The sequence below is a fragment of the Kitasatospora sp. NPDC097605 genome (assembly GCF_040302725.1).
Lineage (GTDB): Bacteria > Actinomycetota > Actinomycetes > Streptomycetales > Streptomycetaceae > Kitasatospora.
In genome coordinates this window covers 192,825-214,422 of sequence record NZ_JBEOSF010000009.1, presented here as the reverse complement: position 1 = coordinate 214,422, position 21,598 = coordinate 192,825, and the positions used below count along the sequence as shown (strand labels likewise).

At 72.9% G+C, this 21,598-nt stretch carries 18 protein-coding genes; 14 read left to right on the top strand and 4 right to left on the bottom strand.

What is annotated here, in order from left to right:
• Positions 1–150 precede the first annotated feature (150 nt).
• From ftsZ to ABTX81_RS13635, 6 genes are all read left to right on the top strand, one after another.
• Positions 151–1,389 carry a cell division protein FtsZ gene (gene ftsZ / locus ABTX81_RS13660; RefSeq protein WP_350544126.1) on the top strand — a complete coding sequence of 413 codons (1,239 nt, stop codon included), beginning with the start codon at positions 151–153 and terminating at the stop codon, positions 1,387–1,389.
• Positions 1,386–2,117, top strand: coding sequence for a peptidoglycan editing factor PgeF (pgeF, locus tag ABTX81_RS13655; protein WP_350544123.1), 732 nt, complete (start codon positions 1,386–1,388; stop codon positions 2,115–2,117). The genes ftsZ and pgeF overlap by 4 nt, the downstream gene beginning before the upstream one ends.
• Entirely contained in the window at positions 2,117–2,923 is an 807-nt protein-coding gene (locus ABTX81_RS13650; protein WP_350544120.1) for a YggS family pyridoxal phosphate-dependent enzyme, read from the top strand. The genes pgeF and ABTX81_RS13650 overlap by 1 nt, the downstream gene beginning before the upstream one ends.
• A 227-nt stretch (positions 2,924–3,150) precedes the next feature.
• Positions 3,151–3,753, top strand: a complete 603-nt coding sequence (locus ABTX81_RS13645) for a cell division protein SepF (RefSeq protein WP_350544118.1) — start codon at positions 3,151–3,153, stop codon at positions 3,751–3,753.
• Positions 3,754–3,846: 93 nt separating this feature from the next.
• Positions 3,847–4,128 carry a YggT family protein gene (locus ABTX81_RS13640; protein ID WP_030301231.1) on the top strand — a complete coding sequence of 94 codons (282 nt, stop codon included), beginning with the start codon at positions 3,847–3,849 and terminating at the stop codon, positions 4,126–4,128.
• A gap of 59 nt (positions 4,129–4,187) precedes the next feature.
• Positions 4,188–5,537, top strand: a complete 1,350-nt coding sequence (locus ABTX81_RS13635) for a DivIVA domain-containing protein (protein ID WP_350544114.1) — start codon at positions 4,188–4,190, stop codon at positions 5,535–5,537.
• Positions 5,538–5,686: 149 nt separating this feature from the next.
• Here ABTX81_RS13635 and ileS read toward each other — a convergent pair whose 3' ends face one another.
• Complete coding sequence (gene ileS / locus ABTX81_RS13630) at positions 5,687–8,815, bottom strand: isoleucine--tRNA ligase (protein WP_350544111.1); 3,129 nt, start codon at positions 8,813–8,815, stop codon at positions 5,687–5,689.
• Positions 8,816–9,395: 580 nt separating this feature from the next.
• Between ileS and ABTX81_RS13625 the strand changes: the two genes are divergently transcribed.
• The 6 genes from ABTX81_RS13625 (at position 9,396) to ABTX81_RS13600 (ending at position 16,039) form a co-directional block, all read left to right on the top strand.
• Positions 9,396–9,917 (top strand): TraR/DksA family transcriptional regulator, encoded by a 522-nt coding sequence (locus tag ABTX81_RS13625; protein WP_350544108.1) that lies wholly within the window; start codon positions 9,396–9,398, stop codon positions 9,915–9,917.
• 138 nt (positions 9,918–10,055) lie between these two features.
• The gene (gene lspA / locus ABTX81_RS13620; RefSeq protein ID WP_502892774.1) at positions 10,056–10,790 is read left to right on the top strand and encodes a signal peptidase II; all 735 of its coding nucleotides are present in this window, start codon (positions 10,056–10,058) and stop codon (positions 10,788–10,790) included.
• A 60-nt stretch (positions 10,791–10,850) separates the two neighbouring features.
• Positions 10,851–11,789 (top strand): RluA family pseudouridine synthase, encoded by a 939-nt coding sequence (locus tag ABTX81_RS13615; protein ID WP_350544102.1) that lies wholly within the window; start codon positions 10,851–10,853, stop codon positions 11,787–11,789.
• A gap of 11 nt (positions 11,790–11,800) precedes the next feature.
• Complete coding sequence (locus ABTX81_RS13610) at positions 11,801–12,262, top strand: GNAT family N-acetyltransferase (protein ID WP_350544099.1); 462 nt, start codon at positions 11,801–11,803, stop codon at positions 12,260–12,262.
• Between the two features lie 70 nt (positions 12,263–12,332).
• The gene (locus tag ABTX81_RS13605) at positions 12,333–15,161 is read left to right on the top strand and encodes an alpha/beta fold hydrolase (protein WP_350544097.1); all 2,829 of its coding nucleotides are present in this window, start codon (positions 12,333–12,335) and stop codon (positions 15,159–15,161) included.
• 32 nt (positions 15,162–15,193) lie between these two features.
• Positions 15,194–16,039 (top strand): ABC transporter permease, encoded by an 846-nt coding sequence (locus ABTX81_RS13600; RefSeq protein WP_350544094.1) that lies wholly within the window; start codon positions 15,194–15,196, stop codon positions 16,037–16,039.
• Positions 16,040–16,260: 221 nt separating this feature from the next.
• On the opposite strand, the gene ABTX81_RS13595 is transcribed toward ABTX81_RS13600, so the two are convergent.
• On the bottom strand, positions 16,261–17,898 hold the full coding sequence (locus tag ABTX81_RS13595; protein WP_350544169.1) for an alkaline phosphatase D family protein: 1,638 nt from the start codon (positions 17,896–17,898) through the stop codon (positions 16,261–16,263).
• Positions 17,899–18,049: 151 nt separating this feature from the next.
• Here ABTX81_RS13595 and ABTX81_RS13590 point away from each other — a divergent pair, with 151 nt between their 5' ends.
• Entirely contained in the window at positions 18,050–18,673 is a 624-nt protein-coding gene (locus ABTX81_RS13590) for a dienelactone hydrolase family protein (protein ID WP_350544166.1), read from the top strand.
• Positions 18,674–18,811: 138 nt separating this feature from the next.
• Here the strand turns inward: ABTX81_RS13590 and ABTX81_RS13585 are convergent, their stop codons facing one another.
• Positions 18,812–19,636 carry a protein kinase domain-containing protein gene (locus tag ABTX81_RS13585; RefSeq protein ID WP_350544092.1) on the bottom strand — a complete coding sequence of 275 codons (825 nt, stop codon included), beginning with the start codon at positions 19,634–19,636 and terminating at the stop codon, positions 18,812–18,814.
• Here ABTX81_RS13585 and ABTX81_RS13580 point away from each other — a divergent pair.
• A complete protein-coding gene (locus tag ABTX81_RS13580) occupies positions 19,518–21,098 on the top strand; it encodes an MFS transporter (RefSeq protein ID WP_350544089.1) in 1,581 nt (526 codons plus the stop codon). The two genes, ABTX81_RS13585 and ABTX81_RS13580, sit on opposite strands and share 119 nt — an antisense overlap.
• A 55-nt stretch (positions 21,099–21,153) precedes the next feature.
• On the opposite strand, the gene ABTX81_RS13575 is transcribed toward ABTX81_RS13580, so the two are convergent.
• Positions 21,154–21,585 carry a hypothetical protein gene (locus tag ABTX81_RS13575; RefSeq protein ID WP_350544086.1) on the bottom strand — a complete coding sequence of 144 codons (432 nt, stop codon included), beginning with the start codon at positions 21,583–21,585 and terminating at the stop codon, positions 21,154–21,156.
• Positions 21,586–21,598: the final 13 nt, after the last annotated feature.

Genomic DNA, 21,598 nt, shown 5'->3' with positions numbered 1-21,598 from the left:
AACCCTAAAGGTCAAGTTTAGGGTTGGGGTCGGCGGTCGGCATTTCGGACATTACGTCAGAAACCAGGCTCCCTACCCATCGACATCCGTCGGTCCGTCCCCACCGGGGTATCGGGCCGACCCGGAAATTCGAGGCGAGAGGCCTTCGACGTGGCAGCACCGCAGAACTACCTCGCAGTCATCAAGGTCGTCGGTATCGGCGGCGGTGGTGTCAACGCCATCAACCGGATGATCGAGGTCGGTCTCAAGGGCGTCGAGTTCATCGCGATCAACACCGATGCGCAGGCCCTCCTCATGAGCGACGCCGACGTCAAGCTCGATGTGGGCCGTGAACTCACCCGGGGCCTCGGCGCCGGCGCCAACCCCGAGGTCGGCCGGAAGGCCGCCGAGGACCACCGCGAGGAGATCGAGGAGGTCCTCAAGGGGGCCGACATGGTCTTCGTCACCGCCGGTGAGGGCGGCGGCACCGGCACGGGCGGCGCGCCGGTCGTCGCCAACATCGCCCGCTCGCTGGGCGCGCTCACCATCGGCGTGGTCACCCGCCCGTTCACCTTCGAGGGCCGGCGGCGCGCCAACCAGGCCGAGGACGGCATCGCCGCCCTGCGCGAAGAGGTCGACACCCTCATCGTGATCCCGAACGACCGACTGCTGTCCATCTCGGACCGTCAGGTCAGCGTGCTGGACGCGTTCCGCTCGGCGGACCAGGTCCTGCTCTCCGGTGTCCAGGGCATCACCGACCTGATCACCACCCCCGGTCTGATCAACCTCGACTTCGCCGACGTCAAGTCCGTCATGTCGGACGCCGGCTCGGCGCTCATGGGCATCGGCTCGGCCCGTGGCGAGGACCGCGCCAAGGCCGCCGCCGTGATGGCGATCTCCTCGCCGCTGCTGGAGGCCTCGATCGACGGCGCCCGCGGCGTGCTGCTCTCCATCTCCGGCGGCTCGGACCTCGGCCTGTTCGAGATCAACGAGTCCGCCCAGCTGGTCAGCGAGGCGGCCCACCCCGAGGCCAACATCATCTTCGGTGCCGTCATCGACGACGCCCTCGGCGACGAGGTCCGGGTCACCGTCATCGCGGCCGGCTTCGACGGCGGGCAGCCGCCGGCCATCGTCCGCGAGCCGGTGGTCAAGGCGAGCGCGGCCTCGGCCACCCCGCCGGCCTCGTCCTCCGGCGGCAGCGCCCCGGAGCGCCCGGCCGGCCGGCCGTCGTACGGCGGCATCGGCTCGGTGACCTCCCGTCCGGAGGGCGAGAGCGCCGCCCCGGCCCGCCCGGCCGAGGCCCCGGCCACCGCGACCGCCGCCCCGGTGCCGCCGCAGGTGCAGCCGGCCCGCCAGCCGTTCGTGGAGAGCCCGGCCGAGGAACTCGACGTCCCGGATTTCCTTAAGTGATCGACCACGCGGTCCGCGACGGTGCTCACTTCGCCTTCACCACCCGGTGGGGCGGGGTGAGCACTTCGCCGTACGGGGAGCTGAACCTCGGCGGTGCGGTGGGGGACGACCCGGCCTCGGTCCGGGAGAACCGGGCGATCGCGGCCCGCGCGCTCGGCCTCGACCCGGCCGACGTGGTCTGGATGAACCAGGTGCACGGCGCGGACGTGGCCGTGGTGACGGAGCGGCAGCCGGCGGGGGAGGCCCCGACCGTCGACGCGGTGGTCACCGACCGGCCACTGGCGCTGGCGGTGCTCACCGCCGACTGCACCCCGGTGCTGCTGGCCGACCCGGTCGCGGGCGTGGTCGGCGCCGCCCACGCCGGACGGCCCGGCCTCGCCGCCGGGGTGGTCCCGGCGGTGGTCCGGGCGATGGTGGAACTCGGCGCCGAGCCCGGGCGGATCACCGCCGCCACCGGCCCCGCCGTCTGCGGCCGCTGCTACGAGGTGCCCGCGCAGCTGCGCGCCGAGGTCGCCGGCCCGGTGCCCGCCGCGTACGCGGAGACCTCCTGGGGGACCCCGGCGCTGGACGTGGCGCGGGGAGTCGCGGCCCAGCTGGCCGCGGCGGGCGTCACCGGACTGGTGCGGTCACCGGTCTGCACCCTCGAATCCGCCGATCACTACTCCTACCGCCGCGAGCAGCGCACCGGCCGGCTCGCGAGCTACGTCTGGTTGGGCTCTGAAGACTGATGACGAACGACATCTACGGACCGTTCCCGAACGGCTCCGGCCGGTTTCCGGACCAGGACTGGCTGAATGCGCTGACGGACGGTCAGCGCGCCCGTTTTGAGGAACTGGGCACCAACCTGGAGGTCGTCGAGCGCCGGATCGCCGACGCCTGCGCCGCCGCCGGGCGGGCGCGTGACGAGGTCCGGCTGATCGTCGTCACCAAGACCTACCCCGCCGAGGACACCGCGCTGCTGGCCGGACTGGGGGTCACCGACGTCGCGGAGAACCGCGACCAGGACGCCGGCCCCAAGGCGGAGCAGTGCAGAAACCTTCCGCTCACCTGGCACTTCGTCGGCCAGCTGCAGACCAACAAGGTCCGCTCGGTGGTCCGCTACGCCGACCACGTCCACTCGGTGGACCGCCCGCGGCTGGTGGAGTCGCTCGGCGCGGCGGTGCGCAAGGCCGAGCGCGCCGACCTCGGCTGCCTGGTGCAGATCGCCCTGGACAAGGAGCACGGCGAGGGCGAGCACCGCGCCGGCGTAGCCCCGGCGGACGTCGCGGCGCTGACCGACGCGATCGCCGACACGCCCGGGCTGCGTCTGGACGGTGTGATGACGGTCGCTCCGCTCGCGGGACCGCTGGCCGGCGACCCGGCCGCGGCCTTCGATCGACTGGCGGAAATCGCAACCGCCGTACGGACCGCCCATCCGACTGCCACCATGGTGTCGGCAGGGATGAGCGGTGACCTTGAGCAGGCCATTGCCGCCGGAGCGACACATGTGCGCGTCGGAACGGCGGTACTCGGAGTGCGGTCACCCCTCGGGTAACGTCACCGGGTAGTAGATCAGACTGCAGGACAAAATAGGACAGAAGCTAGCAGCTTATCTGAGCGCTAGCCAACCGTGGATCGCAGCTCCGCGGCCCTCATCCACGAACTTTGATCGGCCGTCGGCCTGATGGAGCGTCGTGGGCGGACCGCGGAATCCGCAGGCGGGGCCGCACGGCCCGGCCGCCGGGACGGAGCCGGTCCACCACAAGCGGAGGAGACAGGAGCATGGCCGGCGCGATGCGCAAGATGGCGGTCTACCTCGGCCTCGTGGAGGACGAGACGTACGACGGTCAGGGGTACGACCCCGACGACGACTACGACGCGGACCCCGAGCCGATCCGGACCGGACGGACCGAGGACATCCCGCGACCGGCCGCGCCGGCGCCCGCACCGGTCTCCTCGATCACCCCGCAGCCGGTGCCGGCCGCCGTCCCGATCCGCCAGGAGACCCCGAGGATGGCCCCAGTGTCGTCCATCACACCCGAACGCCGCCACAACCTGGAGAAGAGCGCCCCGGTGATCATGCCCAAGGTCGTGAACGAACGAGAGCCCTACCGCATCACCACGCTGCACCCTAGGACCTACAACGAGGCCCGTACCATCGGCGAACAGTTCCGTGGCGGGACCCCCGTGATCATGAATCTCACGGAGATGGACGACACCGACGCGAAGCGACTCGTAGACTTCGCCGCTGGACTCGTCTTCGGTCTGCACGGCAGTATCGAGCGCGTGACGCAGAAGGTGTTCCTGCTGTCGCCTGCTAACGTCGATGTCACGGCGGAGGACAAGGCTCGGATCGCCGAGGGTGGGTTCTTCAACCAGAGCTGACCCGGCCACGACTTTACGTGTGGATCTGATCGACAGTGAGTTAGCGACAGGAGAGCGGCCCGCAGGGCCGAGAACAGGGGAGAGGGAAGCGCGATGGAGATCGTGTGGGCAGTGCTCTACTACGCACTGACCGTCTTCCTGGTGTTCCTGCTCGTGCGGTTGGTGATGGACTGGGTCTTCCAGTTCGCGCGTTCGTGGCGGCCGGGCAAGGCCATGGTTCTGGTCCTGGAGGCCACGTACACTGTCACGGATCCGCCGCTCAAGCTTCTGCGGCGGTTCATTCCGCCGCTGCGTCTCGGGGGCGTGGCGCTCGACCTGTCCTTCTTCGTACTGATGATCATTGTGTATGTCCTGATCTCGCTTGTGCGGCCCTAGTCGTAGGTGAGCGATGCGACAGGATGCCGGTGTGCCGACGATCACGTTGAGGTGAAGAGATGCCATTGACCCCCGAGGACGTTCGGAACAAGCAGTTCACGACCGTCCGCCTGCGCGAAGGCTATGACGAGGACGAGGTCGATGCCTTCCTCGACGAGGTCGAGGCGGAGCTGACCCGTCTCCTCCGCGAGAACGAGGACCTGCGGGCCAAGCTGGCCGCCGCGACCCGGGCCGCCGCGCAGAACCAGGCCAACATGCGCAAGGAGCCGCCGCAGGACGCCCGACCCGGCGCCCCGGTGCCGGCCGCCATATCCGGCCCGCCGGTCCCCGGCCAGCAGGGTGGCCCCGGTGGCCCGCAGCAGCAGATGGGCCCGGGCGGTCCGCAGCAGCAGCAGATGGGCCCCGGCCCGCAGCAGCAGCAGATGGGCAACCAGCCGCTCGGCCTGCCGTCCGGCGCCCCGCAGCTCCCCGCCGGCCAGGGCGGCCCGATGGGCGGCCCCGGCGGCCCGCAGCAGCAGATGGGCCAGACCATGGGCGGCCAGCAGCAGCTGGTCCAGCCGATGGGCGGTCAGATGCTGCAGCCGATGGGCGGCCCCGGCGGCCCGCAGGGCATGGGCAACCCCATGGGCCAGGGCATGGGCCAGCAGCAGATGCAGCAGATGGGCGGCCCCATGGGCGGCCCGCAGCAGATGGGCGGCCCGATGGGTGCCCCGATGCAGCAGCAGGGTCCCGGCGGCGACAGTGCCGCCCGGGTGCTGGCGCTCGCCCAGCAGACCGCCGACCAGGCGATCTCCGAGGCGCGTTCCGAGGCCAACAAGATCGTCGGCGAGGCCCGCAGCCGCGCCGAGGGTCTGGAGCGGGACGCCCGCGCCAAGGCCGACGCGCTGGAGCGGGACGCCCAGGAGAAGCACCGGGTCGCGATGGGCTCGCTGGAGTCCGCCCGCGCCACGCTGGAGCGCAAGGTCGAGGACCTGCGGGCGTTCGAGCGTGAGTACCGGACGCGCCTGAAGTCCTACCTGGAGACCCAGCTGCGCCAGCTGGAGTCGCAGGCGGACGACTCGCTCGCTCCGCCGCGGATCCCGGCCACCGCGTCGCTGCCGCCGGCCGCGTCGTCGATGGCTCCGGCCGGTGCCGGTGCGATGAGCAGCCCGTCGCCGAGCTTCGGCGGCAGCCAGCCGTCGTTCGGCGGGAACCAGCCCGCCTTCGGCGGGCAGAGCTCCTTCGGCGGGAACTCGGGTGCGCCGGGCTTCGGCGGGCAGGCCTCGGGCGGCAACTCCGGTGCGCCGCAGATGCAGCCGGCCGGGATGACCCAGCCGATGGCGGCCGTGCGTCCGCAGCCGCCGCAGCCGATGCAGCAGGCTCCGGCGCCGATGCGGGGCTTCCTGATCGACGAGGACGGCGACAACTAGGCGCGCTGTTCGCAGCGAGCGCCCCCTTCCTGACCCTTCGGGGTCGGGGAGGGGGCGCTTCGCGTTGCGGGCACCCTTGGCCGAGGAGCCGGGGGGACGAAGGACCGCCGCCACCTCGGGAGGGGTGGCGGCGGTCCTCAGGGGTTCGGTCAGGCCTTGCGCAACTGGAAGGCGAGGCCGAGCGAGTCGTCGGAGAAGGTGTCGGACTGCCAGTCGGCGGCGCCGGCGGCGAAGTCGGTGGCGAGGACCTCCTCGGCGACGAGGGTGCCGTGCTCGGCGATGGCCTCCGCGGTCTCGTCGCTGCTGGCCCGCCAGCGCAGGACGATCCGGTCGGCGACGTCCAGGCCGGAGTTCTTGCGGGCCTCCTGGATCTGGCGGATCGCGTCACGGGCGATGCCGAGGCGCTTCAGCTCGGGGGTGATCGCCAGGTCGAGGGCGACGGTGGCGCCGGACTCGTTGGCGACGGCCCAGCCCTCGCGCGGGGTCTCGGTGATGATCACCTCGTCGGGGGAGAGGGCGACGCTCTCGCCGTTCAGCTCGACGGAGGTGGTGCCCCCGGCGCGCAGTTCGGCGGCGAGCTCGGCGGCGTTCGCGGCGGCGACCGCCTTGGCGACCTCCTGCACGCCCTTGCCGAAACGCTTGCCCAGCGCACGGAAGTTGGCCTTGGCGGTGGTGTCGACCAGCGAGCCGCCGACCTCGGCCAGCGACTCCAGGGCGGAGACGTTGAGCTCCTCGGCGATCTGCGCGCGCAGGTCGGCGGGCAGCTCGTCCCAGCCCTGGGCGGCGACCAGCGCGCGGGACAGCGGCTGACGGGTCTTCACACCGGACTCGGCACGGGTGGACCGGCCCAGCTCGACCAGGCGGCGGACCAGCGCCATGTGCCGGGAGAGGTCGGCGTCGACCAGCGACTCGTCCGCCTCCGGCCAGGTGGCCAGGTGCACCGAGGCCGGCGCGTCCGGGGCGACCGGGACGACCAGGTCCTGCCAGACCCGCTCGGTGATGAACGGGGTGAGCGGGGCCATCAGCCGGGTGACGGTCTCCAGCGCCTCGTGCAGGGTGGCGAGCGCGGCGGCGTCGCCCTGCCAGAAGCGGCGGCGGCCGCGGCGCACGTACCAGTTGGAGAGGTCGTCGACGAAGCCGGAGAGCAGCTTGCCGGCGCGCTGGGTGTCGTAGGCCTCGAAGGCCGCGTCGACCTCGCGGACCAGGGTGTTCAGCTCGGAGAGCACCCAGCGGTCCAGCTGCGGACGGTCGGCCGGGGCCGGGTCGTTCGCGGACGGCGCCCAGCCGGCGGTGCGGGCGTAGAGGGCCTGGAAGGCGACGGTGTTCCAGTAGGTGAGCAGGGTCTTGCGGACCACCTCCTGGATCGTGCCGTGGCCGACCCGGCGGGCCGACCAGGGCGAGCCGCCGGCCGCCATGAACCAGCGGACGGCGTCGGCGCCGTGCTGGTCCATCAGCGGGATCGGCTGCAGGATGTTGCCCAGGTGCTTGGACATCTTGCGGCCGTCCTCGGCCAGGATGTGGCCCAGGCAGACGACGTTCTCGTAGCTGCTCTTGTCGAACACCAGGGTGCCGACGGCCATCAGGGTGTAGAACCAGCCGCGGGTCTGGTCGATCGCCTCGGAGATGAACTGCGCCGGGTAGCGCTTCTCGAACAGCTCCTTGTTCCGGTACGGGTAGCCGTACTGGGCGAAGGGCATCGAGCCCGAGTCGTACCAGGCGTCGATGACCTCGGGCACCCGGGTCGCGGTGCCGCCGCAGTCGCGGCAGGCGAAGGTGACCTCGTCGATGTACGGGCGGTGCGGGTCGAGGCCGCTCTGGTCGGTGCCGGTCAGCTCGGTCAGCTCGGCCAGCGAGCCGACGCAGGTGAGGTGGCCCTCCTCGCAGCGCCAGATCGGCAGCGGGGTGCCCCAGTAGCGGTTGCGGCTGAGCGCCCAGTCGATGTTGTTGTTGAGCCAGTCGCCGAAGCGGCCGTGCTTGACGTTCTCGGGGAACCAGTTGGTGGCCTCGTTCTCCCGGACCATGGCGTCCTTGACCGCGGTGGTGCGGATGTACCAGGACGGCTGCGCGTAGTAGAGGAGCGCGGTGTGGCAGCGCCAGCAGTGCGGGTAGCTGTGCTCGTACGGCAGGTGGCGGAAGAGCAGGTCGCGGGCCTGGAGGTCCTTGACCAGGGCCTCGTCGGCCTTCTTGAAGAACTGGCCGCCGACCAGCGGGACCTCGGGGGCGAAGGTGCCGTCGGCCAGCACCGGGTTGACCACCGGCAGGCCGTACTTGCGGCAGGTCGCGAGGTCGTCGGCGCCGAAGGCGGGCGACTGGTGGACGATGCCGGTGCCGTCCTCGGTGGTGACGTACTCGGCGTTGAGGACGTAGTGCGCGTCCTCGATCTCGACCAGGTCGAACGGGCGGCGGTAGGCCCAGCGCTCCATCTCGGCGCCGGTGAAGGACTCGCCGGTCGGTTCCCAGCCCTCGCCGAGCGCCTTGGCCAGCAGCGGCTCGGCGACCACCAGCTGCTCGGTGCCGTCGGTGGCCACCACGTAGGTGACCTCGGGGTGCACGGCGGCGGCGGTGTTGGAGACCAGGGTCCACGGGGTGGTGGTCCACACCAGCAGGGCGGCGCGGCCGGCCAGCGGGCCGCTGGTCAGCGGGAAGCGGACGAAGACCGAGGGGTCGACGACGGTCTCGTAGCCCTGGGCCAGCTCGTGGTCCGAGAGGCCGGTGCCGCAGCGCGGGCACCAGGGGGCGACCCGGTGGTCCTGGACCAGCAGGCCCTTGTCGAAGATCTGCTTGAGCGACCACCAGACGGACTGCACATAGGACGGGTCCATGGTGCGGTAGGCCTCGTCGAGGTCGACCCAGTAGCCCATCCGGGTGGTGAGCTCGGTGAACGCGTCGGTGTGGCGGGTCACCGACTCGCGGCACTTGGCGTTGAACTCGGCGATGCCGTACGCCTCGATGTCCTGCTTGCCGGAGAAGCCCAGCTCCTTCTCGACGGCCAGCTCGACCGGCAGGCCGTGGCAGTCCCAGCCGGCCTTGCGGGCGACGTGGTAGCCCTTCATGGTCCGGTAGCGGGGGAAGACGTCCTTGAAGACGCGGGCCTCGATGTGGTGGGCGCCGGGCATGCCGTTGGCGGTCGGCGGGCCCTCGTAGAAGACCCACTCCGGGCGGCCCTCGGACTGCTCCAGGCTGCGCTGGAACACCTTGTTGTCCTGCCAGAAGGAGAGGATCCGGTGTTCGAGGGCGGGCAGGTCGACCTGCGCGGGGACGGGGTTGTAGGTACTCATCGCGGGCGTCTACCTCCGGCGGATGCATGGACGGGATCCGACGGAGGGACGAGACGGCGTGCCGTCCCGCGGTACCACCCTCCTTGGCCGCGGCACTGTCTGCGGCCCTCTTGTTTGGGCTTGCTGCCGGGTCTAGTGGGCCGACGAGCGAGGTCGCGGACCGTTCTTCCGGCGGCTCCGGGGTGATCTTCGCGCGGTGCACACCCCCGGGCTCGCACCGTCCCCGGGTCGCTGGTGGCTGCGTACTGCGGTACTCGTCCCCATCTGCGCCTTGCAGGCCCAGTGTATCGGCCGTCGCAAGTCGGTTTCGGCGCGCCGGGGCGGGGGGCACAACTCTGTTCGGCGTGCCGGGCGTGGCGCCTGTGGCGTCTGGCCGGGTGGGATCATTGTGAGACGTCGGTATGTCATGTTGTGACCGTTTTTGATCGGGATTATCGTTCCGGCACTGGAGGCCGCCGGGAACCGGCGGCTCGATTCGTTCGTAGATGGGGTCGAAGCCATGGCTGAGAAGGCAACCGGCGCGGGTACCGCCACCAAGCGGGCACGCAAGGCCGTGGCAGGCGACCCAGGGGAGGGGACCGTGACCACTACCGCACGGCGCAAGAACACCACCGACACCACCCTCGTGGCCCCGGGCCGCACCCGTACCCCGGCCGCGGCCGGGACCACCGCCCGGCCCGCCGGCGGCGGTGCCGAGTCGGTCGACCCGGCCGAGCTGCCGGTCCGGCCCGGCGAGGACCCGTGGACCTCCGAGGAGGTGCACGAGCTGCACGCGGAGCTGCTCAGCGACATCGACCGGCTCCAGCACGAGATCGGCGCGGCCGAGGCCGCCATCACCGGTCTGATGCGTGACTCCAACGACGGAGCCGGCGACGACCAGGTGGACGCCGGTACGAAGAACATCTCGCGGGAGAGCGAGCTGGCGCTGGCCAACAACGCCCGTGACAGCCTCGCCCAGACCGAGCACGCGCTGGCCCGGCTGGAGGGGGTCGGCTTCGGCACGTGCGAGTCCTGCGGACAGGCCATCGGCAAGGCACGGATGCAGGCCTTCCCGCGGGCCACGCTGTGCGTCCAGTGCAAGGCGAAGCAGGAACGGCGCTGACGGCTCCCGGGCGGCCGACCGGGGCGACGCGGGGGGTCGGGCTTGCCGTAGGCTCGACCCCGTAACGTCGCCCGATCCCTCGCCGGACCGGGTGTCCCACCGGCCTCGGCCCCCCACGTCACGGCAGCGGAGCGGATCATCAGTACGCAAGGTTCCCCCCAGACCCGGGACGAGTCCGTCCCGACGCCCGCCGATGTCGCGGCCGGGGCCGTCCCGGCCGACGGGGAGGCGCCCGTTCGGCCGGAGGCCCCCGCGCGGCCGGAGGCGCCGGTCCAGCCGGAGGCGTCGGTGCGGACCGAGGGGCCGGCCGAGTCCGGGGAGACCGCGCAGGCCGAGGAGCCGAAGGGACCCCGGCGGGTCGGGGTGCTGCTGATCGTGGCCCTGCTCGCCTTCCTGATCGACTTCGGCAGCAAGCTGCTGGTGGTGGCCCGGCTGGAGAACCACGCGGCGATCAAGGTGATCGGCGACGTGGTGACCTTCCAGGTGATCCGCAACTCCGGCGCCGCCTTCGGCATGGGGCAGGCGCTGACCGTCGTCTTCACCATGATCGCCTCGGCCGTCATCGTGGTGATCTGGCGGATCGCCCGGCGGCTGTACAGCCTGCCCTGGGCGATCGCGCTCGGCCTGCTGCTCGGCGGGGCGCTCGGCAACCTCACCGACCGGCTGTTCCGCTCGCCCGGCGTCTTCCGCGGGCACGTGGTGGACTTCATCTCCGTCCAGCACTTCGCGGTCTTCAACCTCGCCGACTCGGCGATCGTCTGCGGCGGCATCCTCGTCGTCCTGCTCTCCTTCCGCGGCAGCAACCCGGACGGCACCGTGCACCAGCAGACCGAGAAGGGCGAGAAGGCCGAGAAGGGCGAGAAGGCCGAGTAGCACCCCCGCGCCACCCGGGAGCGTCCGGCGGGGCGGCGCGCGTCCGGCATACTCGTACGGGTGAGTACCGCAGCGCAGATCCGCAGCCTCCCCGTTCCCGACGGCCTGGAGGGCGAGCGCCTCGACGCCGCCCTGGCCCGGATGTTCGGCTTCTCCCGGACCAAGGCGGCCGAGCTGGCCGCCGACGGGAAGGTGACGCTCGACGGCGCCGTCGCCGGCAAGTCGGACCGGGTCACCGCCGGCTCCTGGCTGGAGGTCGAGATCCCGGCGCCCGCCGCGCCGGTGCGGATCGTCGCCGAGCCGGTCGAGGGCATGCGCATCGTCCACGACGACGAGGACATCGTGCTCGTCGACAAGCCGGTCGGCGTCGCCGCGCACCCCAGCCCCGGCTGGACCGGCCCCACCGTGATCGGCGGGCTGGCCGCGGCCGGCTACCGGATCTCCACTTCCGGCGCCGCCGAGCGCCAGGGCATCGTGCACCGGCTCGACGTCGGCACCTCCGGGCTGATGGTGGTGGCCAAGTCGGAGCGCGCCTACACCGACCTCAAGCGGCAGTTCCACGACCGGGTGACCGAGAAGAAGTACCACACCCTCGTCCAGGGCCACCCGGACCCGCTCAGCGGCACCGTCGACGCCCCGATCGGGCGCCACCCCAGCTCCGACTGGAAGTGGGCCGTCACCCGCGAGGGCAAGCCGTCGGTCACCCACTACGACCTCATCGAGGCCTACCGGGCCGCCTCGCTGCTGGACATCAAGCTGGAGACCGGACGCACCCACCAGATCCGCGTCCACATGTCCGCGCTGCGCCACCCCTGCGTCGGCGACCTCACCTACGGGGCCGACCCGACGCTCGCCAAGCGGCTGGGCCTGACCCGGCAGTGGCTGCACGCGGTGTCGCTCGGGTTCGAGCACCCGGCGGACGGCGAGTGGGTGCAGTTCGCCAGCGAGTATCCTGCGGACCTGCGAAAGGCGCTGGACATCATCGCCTCGGAGAGCTGAGGGGGACGGGAATGGCCGTGACGATCCGGGTGGCGCAGGGGGAGGCCGACCTCGCGCTGGTGCACGGTGTGCGCCGGGACGTCTTCATCGCCGAGCAGGGGATCGCCGAGGAGGAGGAGTGGGACGACCTCGACTCCACCGCGGAGCACCTGCTGGCGCTCGGCCCGGACGGTGCGGCGGTCGGGACCGCGCGGCTGATCTTCGGGGAGCAGGCGCTGGGGATCACCGGAGGGATCGAGGGGCGGGTGCTGCTCGGGCGGCTCGCGGTGCTGAAGGCGGCCCGGGGGACCGGGCTCGGCGCGGAGCTGGTGCGGGCGGTCGAGGCCGCGGGGGTGGCGCGCGGGGCGCGCGAGATGGAACTGCACGCCCAGGTGCAGGCGCTCGGGTTCTACGAGCGCCTGGGGTACACCGCGGAGGGGCCGGAGTACCCGGACGCCGGCATCCCGCACCGGACGATGACCCGCGGGCTGTAGGTTTCCGCGGCGTTCGTGGAGCCGGTGGTTTTATCGGACGCCTACTCCGGGGGCGGCTACGATCACCGCCATGGAGCTCGGTGGGGCGTGGCGCCGGTGGCGAGGCCGTGGGACGGCCGCCGGACGGAGACTGGTGGCCGGGGCGGTGGCCCTGGTGGCCGTCGCCGGGGTCGGGACGGCGGTGGCCGTCGCGGCCGGCGGTGAGCAGTCCGTCCGGCAGGAGGATCGTTTCCTCGCGATGCCCGAGACGCCCGGCAGCGCGCAGGTCGTCCAGCTGGACACCTCCTTCTTCACCACCGGCGACAGCCCGCGCCCGGCCGTCCTGCTCGGGCACGGCTTCGGCGGCTCCAAGGAGGGCGAGCGGGAACGCGCCCAGGAGCTCGCCCGGCAGGGATACGCGGTGCTGACCTGGTCGGCGCGCGGCTTCGGGCGCTCCGGCGGGCGGATCGGGCTGAACGCGCCGGACCGCGAGGTCGAGGACGTCAAGCACCTGGTCGACTGGCTGGCCCAGCGCCCCGAGGTGCGGCTGGACGGTCCCGGCGACCCCCGGGTGGGGATCACCGGCGCCTCGTACGGCGGCGCGGTGGCGCTGCTCGGCTCGGCGTACGACAGCCGGATCGACGCCGTGGCCAGCGCGATCACCTGGTGGAACCTGGCCGACGCGCTGTTCCCGCAGGGGGTGCAGGGCTCGGGCGCGACCGACGGCGTGTTCAAGAAGCTGTGGGCCGGGATCTTCTTCACCACCGGTTCGGTGGGCGAGCTCGGACCCTCCGGCGGCGCGGCGCGGCCGGCCCTGGCGCCCGAGCAGGGCGGCGGGCAGGTCGGCTGCGGCCGGTTCCTGGACGAGCTGTGCAGGATGTACGACCGGGTGGCGACCTCCGGGCGCGCCGACCCGGAGGCGGTCGCGCTGCTCGAGCGCTCCAGCCCGTCCTCGGTCGCCGAGCGGCTGAAGGCGCCCACGCTGGTGATCCAGGGCCAGCAGGACTCGCTGTTCCCGCTCGACCAGGGCGACGCGATCGCCCGGGCGGTGGCCGCCAACGGCGCCCCGGTGGCGGTGGACTGGTTCGCCGGCGGGCACGACGGCGCGACCGACACGAGTGACCGGGTGGACGCCCGGACGGTGGGGTGGTTCGACCACTACCTGAAGGGCGGCGGACCGAAGGGCGACGGGGGCGACACCGGCGCGGCGTTCCGGGTGACCCGGACCGGCGGGGTCGACTCGACGGGCTTCCAGGCGGTGCTGCGCGGGGCCACCGCGGACGCCTACCCGGGCCTCGGCGGCACCGGCTCGCGGCAGTTCGAGCTGAAGGCGCCCAGCGGTGAGGCCGAGCAGGCCTTCGCCAACCCGCCCGGCGGCTCGCCGTCCAACGTCTCCGCGCTGCCGGGCTTCGGCGGCGCGCTCAGCCAGGCGTCCTCGCTGGGCGCCGGGCTGTCGCTGGACTTCCCCGGGCAGTTCGCCGCCTTCGAGTCGGCGCCGCTGGACGGCTCGGTGCACCTGACCGGACAGCCGACCGTGCCGGTCCGGGTGCGGGCGGACCGGCCCGACGCGGTGCTCTTCGCCAAGCTGTACGACGTCGCCCCCGACGGCAAGCAGAGCCTGCCGCAGCAGCTGTCCGCGCCGCTGCGGGTGACCGGGGCGGACGCGCCGGAGGGGCGGACCGTCACGGTGGCGCTGCCCGCCGTCGACCACACCTTCGACGCCGGGCACCGGCTGCGGCTGGTGCTCGCCTCGACCGACCTCGCGTACGCCTCGCCCGTCGAGCCCGCCACCTACCGGGCGGCCGTCACCGGCCCGGTGACCCTGCCGACCGTGGACGGGCTGGTCACCGAGGCGGCGCCGCTGCCCTCCCGGACCTGGGTGCTGCCGCTGGTGGCGCTCGCGCTGGCCGCCGCGCTGGTGCTGGTGCCCCGGCTGCGCGCGGCCCGGGCCGCGCGCCGGGCGCACGGACCGGCGTACGATCCGGCGCTGGCCGGGGTACCGCTGCAGATCACCGGTCTGAGCAAGCGCTACAAGGGTGCCGCCGACCGGTACGCCGTCCGCGACCTGGGCTTCCGGGTGGAGCAGGGCCAGGTGCTCGGCCTGCTCGGCCCCAACGGCGCGGGCAAGACCACCACGCTGCGGATGCTGATGGGCCTGATCCGCCCGGACGCCGGCGAGATCCGGATCTTCGGTCACCGGGTGCGGCCCGGCGCTCCGGTGCTCTCCCGGGTCGGCGCGTTCGTCGAGGGCGCGGGCTTCCTGCCGCACCTCACCGGGCGGGCCAATCTGCGGCTGTACTGGCAGGCCACCGGCCGTCCGGAGGCGGACGCGCACCTGGAGGAGGCGCTGGCCATCGCCGGGCTCGGCGAGGCGCTGGACCGGGCGGTGCGCACCTACTCGCAGGGCATGCGGCAGCGCCTGGCGATCGCCCAGGCCATGCTCGGCCTGCCGGACCTGCTGATCCTCGACGAGCCGACCAACGGGCTCGACCCGCCGCAGATCCGCGAGATGCGCGAGGTGATGATCCGGTACGCGGCGGCCGGGCGGACCGTCATCGTCTCCAGCCACCTGCTGTCCGAGGTCGAGCAGAGCTGCACCGACCTGGTGGTGATGGACCGGGGCCGGCTGGTCACCACCGGCGCGGTCGCGGAGATCGTCGGCGCCGGCGCGCAGCTGCTGATCGGCACCGACGCCTCGTTCGGGGCGGCGGAGCTGGCGGCGGCGGCCGACAAGGTGGCCTCGCTCGACGGGGTCGGTTCGGCCGAGGCCGTCGAGGGCGGACTGCTGGTCCGGCTGGACGGCATGGCGGGCAGCCAACTGCTCGCCGAGCTGGTGCGGCTCGGGGTGCCGGTGGAGTCGGCCGGGCCGCAGCGCCGGCTGGAGGACGCGTTCCTGTCGCTGATCGGAGGTGCGGCGTGAGTGCCGTGGGTGCTGGGCCGGCCGGTGCCGGGGTGTCGGCCGACCATGCGGCCGGCTACCGGGCCGGGCGGACGCTGCCGTTCCGGGTCGAGGTGGTCCGTCAGCTGCGGCGGCGCCGGACGCTGGTGATCGGCGGGGTGCTGGCCGCGATGCCGCTGCTCGTCCTGGCGGCGTTCGCGGTCGCGGGCACCCCTGGGCGGACCGACCGGACCACGTTCATCGAGCTGGCCACCTCGTCCGGGCCGAACTTCGCGGCGACCATGCTCTTCATGGGCACCGGCTTCATGCTGGTCATCCCGGTCGCGCTGTTCTGCGGCGACACGGTGGCCTCCGAGGCCAGCTGGTCCTCGCTGCGCTACCTGCTGGCCGCGCCGGTGCCGCGGGCGCGGCTGCTGCTGCGCAAGTTCCTGGTGGGGCTGCTCTTCTCGGCGGCGGCCGTGACGCTGCTGCCGCTGGTCGGGCTGCTGGTCGGCACGGTGGCGTACGGCTGGGGGGACCTCCAGCTGCCCGCCGGGGCCAGCCTGACCGCCGGGGACGCGCTGCCCCGGCTGGCGGTCGCGGTGGTGTACGTGTTCCTGAGCGAGATCGTGATCGCCGCGATGGCGTTCTGGCTCTCCACCGCCACGGACGCGCCGCTGGGGGCGGTCGGCGGGGCGGTGTTCGGTTCGATCATCACCGGGGTGCTGGACGCCATCACGGCGCTCGGGGACCTGCGGGCCTGGCTGCCGGCGCACTGGCAGTACGCGTGGGCGGACGCCCTGCAGCCGCGGATGGAGTGGGGCGGCATGGTGCAGGGCGTCTCGCTGTCGCTGTCCTACGCGGTGGTGCTGCTGGCGCTGGCCTTCCGGGGGTTCACCCGCAAGGACGTCGTGTCGTAGGCGCGGCGGTCCTCGGACGGTGAACCTCTGGCCGGGGTCGAGGGTGGTGCGGTCGCACATCACGTTCGAGGCGCGGTCGTCGGTGACGGTGAGGCGGGGGATGGTGGAGCGGCCCGGACGAACGAGCCCCTGCTGTCCGGCCGCCCCCGGACAGCAGGGGCCCCGCCCTCCGGGGGCGGCCGGAGGGCGGGGCCGGTGCGGTGGCGGCTGTGTCGCGACGGCTACTTGACGGGGGAGTAGACCCGCTCGATCCGCTGGGTGCCTGACCTGGTGCGGTAGGAGCGCGTCCACGTGCTGGTGGCGTCCTTGCGGGTCCGGTCGGAGAGGACGTAGTAGTCCATCTGCGTCTGGGCGGGGGTGACCTCCAGGACGCCGTAGCCGTGCGAGTCCAGGTCCACCCACTTGACGTGCGGGTTGGCGGCCTTGATCGCGGTGGCGGCGACCAGCGAGAGGGTCTGCGGCGCGACCTTGAGGAGGTCGTCGATGTTGTCCGAGGTGACCGAGGTGACCACGAACTCGGTGGCGGCGCTGCCCGACAGCGGGTAGGTGGCGGCCTCGTGCGGGACGTCCGACGCCCAGGCCGAGTGGATGTCGCCGGTGAGGAAGACGGTGTTGGTGATGCCGTTCGCCTTGAGGTGGCCGAGCAGCTCGCGGCGGTCGTGGGTGTAGCCGTCCCACTGGTCGGTGTTGATCGCCAGGCCCTCGCCGGGCAGGCCGAGCAGCTTGGCGAGCGGGCGCAGCAGGTAGTCCGGCAGCGAGAAGAGCGCGACCGGGGAGATCATCACCTCGTTGCCGATCAGGCGCCAGGCGGTGTCGGAGGCGGAGAGGCCGGACTTCAGCCAGTCCATCTGGGCGCGGCCGGTGATGGTGCGGCCGGCCGAGTCGACCTCGCCGTTGCCGACCTTGACCTGCTCGGAGCGGAACGAGCGCTGGTCCATCAGGTGAAGGTCGGCCAGCTTGCCGTAGCGCAGCCGGCGGTAGGTGGTGCCGGCGATGGACGGGCGGACCGGCATCCACTCGAAGTAGGCCTGCTTGGCGGCGGCGACCCGGGCCGCCCAGTCGCCCTCGGCGCCCGGGGTGTGGTTCTCGGCGCCGCCGGACCAGGCGTCGTTGGCGAACTCGTGGTCGTCCCAGATCGCGATGGCCGGGATCCGGGCGTGCAGGGCCTGCAGGTCCTCGTCCGTCTTGTAGCGGCCGTGGCGGGTTCGGTAGTCGGCGAGGGTGAGGATCTCGTGGGCGGGCGCGTGCGGGCGGACCACGGAGCCGGCGGCGCAGAACTCGCCGGTCTTGTACTCGTAGATGTAGTCGCCGAGGAAGAGGAAGGCGTCGAGGTCGCCGCGGGCCGCCAGGTGGCGGTAGGCGGAGAAGTAGCCGGCCTCCCAGTTGGCGCAGGACGCCACGCCGAAGCGGAGCCGGTCGAGGGCGGCGTCGGCGGCCGGGGTGGTGTGGGTGCGGCCGACCGCGGAGACCGTGGCACCGGCGGTGAAGCGGTACCAGTAGGCGGTGTCCGGGGTGAGGCCGCGGACGTCCGCCTTGACGGTGTGGTCGGTGGCGGCGGAGGTGGTCACGGTGCCGCTCGCCGCGATCCGGGTGAAGCCCTTGTCGGCGGCGAGCTCCCAGCGGACCTCGGTGTCGGCGCCGAGGCCGGAGCCGGGGACGGCCTCGGGGGCCGGGGTGACGCGGGTCCAGAGCAGGATGCCGTCGGGCAGCGGGTCGCCGGAGGCGACGCCGTGCAGGAACTGCGGGGCGGTGGCGGCCTGGGCCGCGGCGCCGAGGGTCAGCGGCAGGGCGGCGGCGCCCGCGACGATGGCGGTGGCCTTGAGCACCTGGCGGCGGTGCGGGCGGGCGGCAGGGGTCATGTCTTCGACAAGGTCGGTCACGGCCGACAGGCTACCGGTGGGTAACGAGGTGTTCCATAGGATGAACTGACTGTTTGTCGTCGATTCACCGGTGGGTGATGTCCGGCCACCCCGCCGGGTGAGCGCGGCCACCTGGCGGCCATGAGCGATGATGGGGTGGTTCCCGTCCGCTGCAAGGAAGTCCTCCCCCGTGGCCCAGATCCTGCTCCTGCACTCCGCCTACGGCCTGCGCCCCGCCGTCCACGCCGCCGCCGACCGGCTGCGCGCCGCCGGGCACACCGTGCACACCCCGGACCTCTACGAGGGGCGGACCTTCGACGACGTCGAGGAGGGCATGGCGTACAAGGAGGAGCTGAGCAGCGAGGAACTCCTGCGTCGGGCCGTCGGCGCGGCCGCCCCGCTGCTGGCCGCCGGCTCCGCGCTGGTCTACGCCGGCTTCTCGCTCGGCGGCTCGCTCGCCCAGAACCTCGCCCTCGCCGACGAGAACGCCCGCGGCCTGCTCCTGCTGCACGGCACCTCCGACATCCGCGAGGACGCGGCCACCGCCATCCCCGTCCAGCTGCACGTCGCCGAGCCCGACCCGTTCGAGCCGGAGGACTGGCTGAACGCCTGGTACCTCAACATGCGCAAGACCGGCGCCGACGTCGAGATCCACCGCTACCACGGCGCCGGCCACCTCTTCACCGACCCGGACCTCCCCGACTACGACGCCGAGGCCGCCGAGCGCGCGTGGGCCGTGGCCCTCGACTTCCTTGCGGAGCTGGACGCCGCCTAGCCCGGACCCCCGGCGCAGGAAGTCGGCCGGGCCGACTTCCCGCGCAGGGAAGGCTGAGAGAGTCCCAGTGCTGGAAGGGGGCACGGTGGGAGTGAGCGCGTTGTCCGGCCCGGCCTGGCCGGACACGCGTTCCCTTGGTCAGCCGGATTCCGCGGCGTCGTCCATGGCCAGGACGGAGCGGAGCAAGCGGGCCAGTGCCTTGGCGGTGGGCCGTTGCCCGGATTCGTGGGCGAGGCCGGCTCGCAGAGCGTCCTCGAAAGTGGGGAAAGGCCAGGGCTGAACGGCGGCGAGGTCGTGGCGGCGACCGACCGCAATGTCGGCGAGGAGGTCTGGGCGGTGGTTCTGGGGATCTCGGTAGTCGGTGGGCGGGGTGCGGGTCCACGCCCAGAACAGGGAGGCGGCCAGCGACCAAACGTCCGCCTCGGGCGTGGTGGTGATGTGGTCGGTGGTGTCGAGGATCAGGGTGGCGACCTCGGGGGCGGTGGTGTGGGTCATGCCGCCTCGGTGGGCGTAGAACGGCACCGGGACCGGCCCCTGGGCGCAGGCCAGGTCGATGATCCGCACGGCCTGGCCGTCGAAGACGATGTGGTCGGGCTGGAGGTCGCCGTGGGTCCAGCCGGCGGCGTGGAGGTCGGCGAGGGCTTCCGCGGCTTCGGCGGCGGCGGTGAGGATCGAGCGGCGGGTGGCGGGGGTGTCGTTGCCGCGGTGGGCGGGTTCCAGGGCGTCCCAGAGGCTGGTGCCGTCGATCCATCGCATGGTCAGCCAGGTGCCGTCCCCGTACTGGCCGTGGGCCCGGTAGTGGTCGGCGCCGAGGGCGGCCAGGACCTCGCCTTCGCGGCCGGCCATGATGCCGCTGGTGATCTTCAGGGAGGTGTCGCCGACCTTGAAGAAGGTGGTGCCGCGTCGCTCGTGCAGGAGCTTCGGGTCGCCGTCCAGGCCGAGCTTGGTGATCAGTGGGTGCACGGAAGTCCCTCCGGGGTGGCCGCCGTCCGGGCAGTCTCCTGGTAGTCAGCCTGCCCGATCCCGGGGCCGGGTGCGAGTGGTGGATGTGGCCGCTGTCGGCGGGACGGCGGCCGGGGCGCCTGCGTCGGCGGGGCTTCAAGTTGCCCTAGGGTGTGGGGAGTTCCCGGTGGCTGACGCCTGCCGGGACTTCATGCTTCCAGGGCGGAGTTTGATCATGCGGTACATGCGGTTGCTGCGGCGTGGGCCTGTGCTTCTCCTGTGGGGAGCGCAGACGGCGTCGGTGTTCGGTGACCGGCTGTACGCCATGGCCGTGATGTGGATGGCGTGGGAACACGCGGGCGCCGGGGCGATGGGGCTGGTGGCCGTCGCCGAGTCGCTGCCGTACATCGTGCTGGGCACCGCGGGACGCCGGATCATGGACCGGTTCGCGTCGCTGCGGGCGCTGGCGGCGGTGGACGTGGTGCGGCTGGTCCTGGTGGCCGCGCTGCCGTGGGCGTGGTCCGAGTTCGGCACGGCGGGCCTGATCGCCTCGGCCGCCCTGCTGGGAGTCGGCGGGGCCCTGTTCGACCCGAACCTCGGCGCGATGGTGCCGGACCTGGTGCGGCCGGGTGAGGTCCAGGCCGTGAGCGGGCTGATGGACCTGACCGGCCGGATCGCCCGGATCGCCGGCCCGGGGGCCGCCGGGCTGCTGCTGGCGGTAATGCCGCTGGCCGGGCTGTTCTGGATGGACGCGGCGACGTTCGCGCTCTCCGCCCTCGCCCTGGTGCTGCTGGCCGCCCGCGTCCGGCTGCCCGCCGGATCCGTTCCGCAGGCCGGACCGCCGGCGGCGGGGGTGAGGCCGGGCGCCTGGTCGCTCGTGCGAACACATCCGGACACCGGGGTGGTGCTGGCCGTGCACGGGATCGGGATCTTCGCCGGGGCGGTGTCGCTGGCGATGCCCGCACTGCTGGCCGGTCGGCTCGGCGCCGGGGCCTCCGCCTACGCGGCGGTGCTGGCCTGCACCGGCGCCGGGGCCCTGGCGGGCAATCTGGTGGCCGGGAACGTGCGGCTGCCCGGGCCGCTGACGGCGGTGTACTGCGGGGCGTGGGCCGTGTCCGGGCTGGTGCTGGCCGCCACCGGACTGGCCGGGTCGCTGCCGGTGCTGTTGGCGCTGTCCGTCCTGTCGGGGGCGGTGTCGCCGTTTTTGCAGATCGCGCTGTCCACGCACTTCGCGCTGTTCCCTCCGGCCGCCCGAAGGCGGCTGCTGACGGTGGACCTGACCGTGATCCGCTCCTGCGGGACGGTCTCGATGCTGTTCGTCCCCGCCCTGGCCGCCGGCGGCCCGAGGGCCGCGTTCCTGGGCGGCGGCCTGGCGGTGGCGGTGGTCGGCGGGGCGGGTGCCGTGCTGGTGTCGGCCCTGGTCCGGGGGCGCCGGCCGCTGCCGGATGCCGAGCCGGTGCCGGAGCTGGCGGCCCGCGACTGAGGACGGGCCGGGCCCCGCGGTGCGGGGCCCGGCCTTCGTGCGGGTGGTGCTCAGGTCAGCTCGCGATCAGCTGCCAGTGGGTGACGGCGATGTCCTCCAGCGGGATGCCGAGGTCCTTGTAGATCCGCTGGTGCATCGCGCCGAACCAGGCGTCGCGCCGGTCGTCGAAGAACGCCCGGTCGTACCAGGCGACGCCGAGGATGACGGTGCCGCCACCGTTGGGGTTACCGGGCTCGGCCTCCCAGTAGGTGCACTGCCAGTCCCAGAGCATGAGCTCCTCGGGGCGGTTGCGCAGGCGCTCGTCGGACTCGCGCAAGGACTGGATGCACCGCTCGACGGTCGCCGCGTCGGGGCAGTAGTAGGTGCAGTCGGACTTGGCGATCGGGGTCTTGTCGGCGCGGCGGGCCGCGTCGGCGTCCTCCCCGGTCAGGACGCGGACCCGGGTCACCAGGTCCTCGCGGGTGGCGATCTCGTCGAGGATGGTCACGTCGTTGTGCTCC